Origin of the sequence: Streptomyces sp. NPDC059224 (assembly GCF_042754285.1) — a bacterium.
Classification (GTDB): Bacteria; Actinomycetota; Actinomycetes; order Streptomycetales; family Streptomycetaceae; genus Streptomyces.
The window spans coordinates 31,259-36,899 of the sequence record NZ_JBHZAN010000065.1 but is presented as its reverse complement, the minus strand read 5'-3'; the positions used below and the strand labels follow the sequence as shown (position 1 = coordinate 36,899).

Sequence of the window (5,641 nt, the reverse complement as noted above, 5' to 3'; positions counted from 1 at the left end):
CCGCGCCCCCCCTTCCGCCCCACCCCTGCCGCGTCGGGCGGGGGGGGGGCCCGGGGCAAACCCCCGCACCCGCCCCACGGCCCTTTCTTCTCCTACGACTTCGCGGAGGGCGTCCGGGCGGACGAACGGTCCTTGGACCCCGGCCGGTCCTGGACGGGCCGGTGGCTGCCGCGCAGCGCGGAGGCCACGGCGGAGACCAGGGCCATGCCCGCGGCGACGCCGAACACGATGGCCAGGCCGTGGTGGAACGGGCCGGAGACCAGCTGCGGGAAGAAGGTGTGGCCGGTCAGGACGGCCCGCTGCGCGCTGGTCACATGGCCGAGGACACCCTCGGAGGAGAGCAGGTGCCCGATCGGGTTGTTGCCGAGGAACGTCGCGAACAGCGTGCTCACCGGCGGCAGTGAGGCGGCGTGCGCGGCGGACGCGGCCGGCACGCCGTGCGCCGTCAGCCCGCTCCTGAGCGTGTCCGGCAGCGAGGAGGCCAGGCCGGAGACCATCAGCGAGAAGAAGACACCGATGGACAGCGCCGTACCGGAGTTCTGGAAGGTCGAGCGCATGCCCGAGGCGACACCCCGGTACTCGGCCGGGACACTGCCCATGATCGACGACGTGTTCGGCGCCGAGAACATCCCCTGGCCGAGCCCGTTGAGCAGCAGCAGCGCCGCGAACAGCCCGTAGTCGAAGTCGACGGGCAGCGCGAGCAGCCCCAGGAACGACAGCATGACGACGACCAGCCCGGCGGTGGAGAAGAACCGGGCGCCGAACCGGTCCGAGAGATAGCCGGAGACCGGGCCCGCGACGAGGAACCCGAGCGTGAGCGGGAGCATGAAGATGCCGGCCCACAGCGGGGTGTCCTCGAAGTCGTAGCCGTGCAGCGGCAGCCAGATGCCCTGGAGCCAGATGATGAGCATGAACTGTAGGCCGCCGCGGGCGATCGAGGTCAGCAGGGCGGCCACGTTGCCCGCCGCGAACGCCCTGTTCCTGAAGAGCGCCAGGTTGAACATGGGGTCGGTGACCCGCGTCTCGACGACACAGAAGGCCAGCAGCAGGGCGACGCCGCCGATCAGCCCGGTCAGCACCCACGGGTTCCCCCAGCCGGTGGCGCTGTCGCCGTAGGGCTGGATCCCGTAGGTGATCCCGGCCAGCAGGATCCCGGCGCCCGCCGCGAAGGTGATGTTGCCCAGCCAGTCGATCCGGCCGGGCCGGCCCGTCGAGGTCTCGCGCAGGCTCAGGTACGACCAGATCGTGCCGGTGATGCTGACCGGGACGCTCACCCAGAACACGGCACGCCAGTCGACGACCGCGAGCAGACCCCCCGCGAGCAGACCGAGGAACTGGCCCGCCAGCGCGGTGATCTGGTTGATGCCGAGCGCCATGCCGCGCTGTCGTGCGGGGAAGGCGTCGGTGAGGATGGCGGCCGAGTTGGCGGTGAGCATGGACCCGCCGAAGGCCTGCACGATCCGCCACAGGATCAGCCACATCGCGCCCGCTCCGGCGCGGAACGGATCGAGCGACAGCGCGACCGAGGCACAGGCGAAGATCAGGAATCCGAGGTTGTAGATCTTCACCCGTCCGAACATGTCGCCGAGCCGCCCGAGCACGACCACCAGGACCGCGGAGACCAGCAGGTACCCGAGGATCATCCAGAGCAGATAGCCGATGTTGCCCGGTGCGAGCGGGTCCAGGCCGATGCCCCGGAAGATGGCCGGGAGCGAGATGATCACGATCGACGCGTCCATCGTCGCGATCAGCACCCCGAGAGTGGTGTTCGAGAGCGCGACCCACTTGTAGCCCGGCCCGGGCGGGGTCTCCTTGTGGCGGGCCGAGCGCAGCAGGCCGGACCGGTCGCGGGCGCTCACAGCTGTTCCGCCAGCCGGGCGAGCAGCGGCACGGCCGCCCCGAGGGTCGCGCGCTCCTCGGCGGAGAACGTGCCGAGGACGTCCGCGAGCCGCCGCACCGACTCGGAGCGCCGCTCGGCGAGCATGGCCCGCCCCTCCTCGGTGACGGCCGCGATGCTCCGCCGCCCGTCCGTCGCGTCGGGGGTGCGGCGGACCAGGCCGCGCTGTTCGAGGTGGGCGAGCGTGGTCGCCATGGCCTGCGGCCGCACCCGCTCCAGCTCGGCGAGCGCGGTGGGGGAGCCGGGTCCCTCGGCGGCGAGCCGCGCGAGCACCGAGACGCCCGAGAGTGAGACGTCCCCCACGGCGTGGGCCTGTCGCAGCCGCCGCGTCATCCGGCCCACCGCGAGCCGGAGTTCGTAGGCGAGCAGGGACGCGTCGCTCGGATCGCGGGTACCGCCGGCATCGGAGGCTGTAACTGTCTTCACATGTACTGATACTAGGTTTATCAGTCTGGACTGTTCAACCAGGCGTAAGTAAACGCCTGGCCGTCGGAGGCGGGTCTCAGCTGCAGGTGAGCTTGCCTGCCGTGGCCTTGGCCGTGAGGATCCGGTGCACGGAGGCCGCGACCGTGGTGCGGAAGGAGGCGCTCGCCGCCATCCGGGCCTGTACGCCCTGCACCATCGCCGGAATGGTCGACGCCTTGACCGTGAGGATCATGTCCCCGCCGGCGGTCAGGAAGTCCACCGCCCGCTGCGCGGGGGTGTAGGCGCGGACCGCGACGGCCTGCCCGATGTCGTCGGAGATGACGACCCCCTTGAAGCCCAACTTGGTGCGCAGCAGCGAGTTGATCACGGTCGGGGAGAACACGGCCAGGTGCTTCGAGTCGATCTTGGTGTACTTCGCCGAGGAGACCATCACGAACGGCGTGCCGGCCGCGATCCCGCTGCGGAACGGCTGGAGGTTCGCACTGGAGGCGGTGGTCACCGAGTCGACGACGTTCGCGGTGGTGTCGGTGTTCCCGATGACCTGGCCGAGCCCGGGGAAGTGCTTGAAGGTGGTCATGACCCCGGCCGCCCGGAAGCCCGCGGCGAAGGCGCCGGTGTGCGAGGTCACGACGGCGGGGGTGTGGCCGTACTCGCGGTAGAAGTGGCCGATGGGAGCGTTGCGGGTGCCGAGGCTCGCGGGCACCACGTCGGCGACCGGGGCGAGATTGAGGTCGAGACCCGCGGCCTTGAGCTGCTTGGCCCAGGTCTGGGCGCGGGCGCGCAGGGTCGTCGTGCTCCACGTGCCCTGGGTCAGGGCGTTGGGCATGACGGAGAAGCCGGGCCCGCTGAGCACCTGGACCTGTCCGCCCTCCTGGTCGGTGGAGACGAGCAGTCCGACCCGGTGACCGGCCACCGTGTCCGCCTGCGCCCGCACCCCGTCGACGACCTTCTTGGTCGCCGCCGTACCGGCGGAGCTGCGCCCGGTCAGCATGACGGACCCCACGTGATAGGTCCGCAGGGTGCGCAGGTCCGTGGTGCTGGGGCGGGCGGCGGCGACCCCGCCCATGAACAGCTGGCCGACCCGCTGCGCCTGGGTCATTCCCGTGTAGACCCTGTCGGCGCAGGACGCGGCGGACACGCGGTGGGCTTCCTCCCCGGCGGCCGGCGCGCTGCACGCGCCGACGGCGACCAGGGTGGTGGCGAGCCCGACGGCGGTGCGCCGGACAGCGGAGCCCCGGCCCGCGGGCCGGCGGACAGGTGTCGCCATGATGCGCTCCTGACTCGTGAGAAAAGCAGTCCAAGGGGGGTCCGGCAGGCGCACGGCATCGGCACCCTGCGCGAAGCGCGGCCGCCCCGGCGCCTCACGTTACGCCGAACGGGTGGGGTGCGCGCTGTGGGCGGCCCGACGGCCGACGACTCCACCACCCGGACGGCCGCACCGGCCGCGGCTGCGGGCAGCCGTCACTCGGACGACGTCAGCCGGGCGGTGATGCGCTTGCCGACGGGCTCCCGTCGCGCCTCGACGTCCCGCGCCACCGCCAGCACGATCTCCAGGCCGTGCTGACCCACCCGTCCCGCGTCGGTCGCCCGGGCCTGCGGCAGGGTCGGATCACTGTCCCAGACCTCGATCTCCACCGCGCCGGCCGCGGCGCTCACATGCAGCAGGACGGGTCCGGGCGCGTACTTCAGCGCGTTGGTGACGAGTTCGCTGACCACCAGCTGGGCCAGCTCCCGGGTGCGGGCCGGTACCGGCAGCCCCCGCGCGGGCTCGGCCCGGGCCAGGAAGTCCGACGCCCGTCTCCGCGCGTGGGCGATACAGCCGTCCGCCCCGTCCAGCGCGATGGTGACCTCGACCGGTGCGGCACCCGCCGTCCCCGAACACTCCTCGGGCGGGACCGAATCCCTGCCGGCGAACCGCGATACCCCGTTCATGGGCGCGCGCCTACCCGGCGATCCGCCGTGGTACTCCCGCGCCGCCGGGATTCGGATGCCCCGTCCCGTGCATCGCACTCCGCCCGGCTGGGCACTGTGGCTGGCAGAGCGGGTGACAGGGTTGGGACCGAGGGCGCGGAGGACGCACGTGACGGACGAGAACAGGGCAGTGGAGCGCGGTGAGCTGTCCGTCACCCGGACCGACGTCGACGGCGTCACCGTGCTCGGCCTGCGCGGCGAGATCGACTACGAGACCGTGGGCGCCCTGGCCCGGGCCATGCCTCCGGCGGACCCCACCGCGGGCTCCCGGGTCGTCGTCGACCTGAGTGGGGTCACGTTCATGGATTCCAGCGGGATCAACGCACTGATCGCCGCCCACCAGGTGACCCGGGCCGGTCAGGGGTGGCTGCGTCTCGCGGGTCTCCGCGACTCCGTGCTGCGCACCGTGCAGCTGGTGGGACTGGACACCCTCGCCTCCTGCCACCCCTCCGTGCAAGCCGCCATCGCGGCGTGACGGCGAGCCCGGCGCCGGGCTCCCCTGTGGCCGGGCGGGCCGGGCGCCCCCGACGTTGGTTGTCGGGCGACAACTGAGTTAATCTGCGACCGACTGCCCGTCGTGCGAGGCCGTCGAACACGGAATCGCCGCTGGTGGGCGGAGCTCTACGGCTCCGGCGAGGTTCCGGGTCCTCGGGGTGGGGACCCTGGGGAGCGGAACGAGGGTGTGCATGAGCGGCGTGTCGGTGGACGCCCAGGTCCAGGGTCCGGGCGAGCAGGAGCTGCGACAGCTGCTGGCCGGCCTGACGGCGGTACGCGACGGTGACTTCGGCACCCGGCTGCCCTCCGACGGCGAGGGACTGCTCGGCGACATCGCCACGGTCTTCAACGGCATGGTCGACCAGTTGTCCCTGTTCACCTCGGAAGTCACGCGAGTGGCCCGCGAGGTGGGCACCGAGGGCACGCTGGGCGGTCAGGCGCAGGTCCCCGGGGTCTCCGGCACCTGGGCGGACCTGACCGACTCGGTCAACGCCATGGCGGGGAACCTGACCACTCAGGTCCGTGACATCGCCCAGGTGGCCACGGCGGTGGCCCGCGGCGATCTGTCCCAGAAGATCGACGTCCCCGCGCGCGGGGAGATCCTGCAGCTGAAGGAGACCGTCAACACGATGGTCGACCAGCTGTCCGCGTTCGCCGACGAGGTCACCCGTGTCGCCCGTGAGGTCGGCAGCGAGGGCCGGCTGGGCGGCCAGGCGCAGGTGCCCGGGGTCGGCGGCGTCTGGCGGGACCTGACCGATTCGGTCAACTTCATGGCCGGGAACCTCACCTCCCAGGTCCGCAACGTCGCCCAGGTGACGACCGCGGTGGCGCAGGGCGACCTGTCGCAGAAGA

At 72.2% G+C, this 5,641-nt stretch carries 6 protein-coding genes; 2 read left to right on the top strand and 4 right to left on the bottom strand.

Annotated features, from left to right (window positions below; translation table 11 throughout):
* Positions 1–92: 92 nt before the first annotated feature.
* The 4 genes from ACFXI4_RS42345 to ACFXI4_RS42330 all read right to left on the bottom strand — a co-directional run bounded on the left by ACFXI4_RS42345 (position 93) and on the right by ACFXI4_RS42330 (position 4,255).
* A complete protein-coding gene (locus tag ACFXI4_RS42345; protein ID WP_385002397.1) occupies positions 93–1,739 on the bottom strand; it encodes an MFS transporter in 1,647 nt (548 codons plus the stop codon).
* Positions 1,740–1,855: 116 nt separating this feature from the next.
* Positions 1,856–2,323 carry a MarR family winged helix-turn-helix transcriptional regulator gene (locus ACFXI4_RS42340; protein WP_385002394.1) on the bottom strand — a complete coding sequence of 156 codons (468 nt, stop codon included), beginning with the start codon at positions 2,321–2,323 and terminating at the stop codon, positions 1,856–1,858.
* 76 nt (positions 2,324–2,399) lie between these two features.
* Positions 2,400–3,590 carry a glycoside hydrolase family 3 N-terminal domain-containing protein gene (locus tag ACFXI4_RS42335; RefSeq protein WP_385002391.1) on the bottom strand — a complete coding sequence of 397 codons (1,191 nt, stop codon included), beginning with the start codon at positions 3,588–3,590 and terminating at the stop codon, positions 2,400–2,402.
* Positions 3,591–3,784: 194 nt separating this feature from the next.
* Complete coding sequence (locus tag ACFXI4_RS42330) at positions 3,785–4,255, bottom strand: ATP-binding protein (RefSeq protein ID WP_385002388.1); 471 nt, start codon at positions 4,253–4,255, stop codon at positions 3,785–3,787.
* Between the two features lie 148 nt (positions 4,256–4,403).
* Here ACFXI4_RS42330 and ACFXI4_RS42325 point away from each other — a divergent pair, with 148 nt between their 5' ends.
* Positions 4,404–4,769, top strand: a complete 366-nt coding sequence (locus ACFXI4_RS42325) for an STAS domain-containing protein (RefSeq protein WP_385002385.1) — start codon at positions 4,404–4,406, stop codon at positions 4,767–4,769.
* Between the two features lie 211 nt (positions 4,770–4,980).
* The coding region (locus ACFXI4_RS42320; RefSeq protein ID WP_385002382.1) for a HAMP domain-containing protein at positions 4,981–5,641 on the top strand (661 nt) is incomplete at its 3' end.

What these genes read in the sequence shown, in the direction of transcription:
- ACFXI4_RS42345 (WP_385002397.1), bottom strand. Translation starts at nt 1,739, where the DNA reads ATGGACGCGTCGATCGTGATCATCTCGCTCCCGGCCATCTTCCGGGGC.
- ACFXI4_RS42335 (WP_385002391.1), bottom strand. Translation starts at nt 3,590, where the DNA reads ATGGCGACACCTGTCCGCCGGCCCGCGGGCCGGGGCTCCGCTGTCCGG.
- ACFXI4_RS42330 (WP_385002388.1), bottom strand. Translation starts at nt 4,255, where the DNA reads ATGAACGGGGTATCGCGGTTCGCCGGCAGGGATTCGGTCCCGCCCGAG.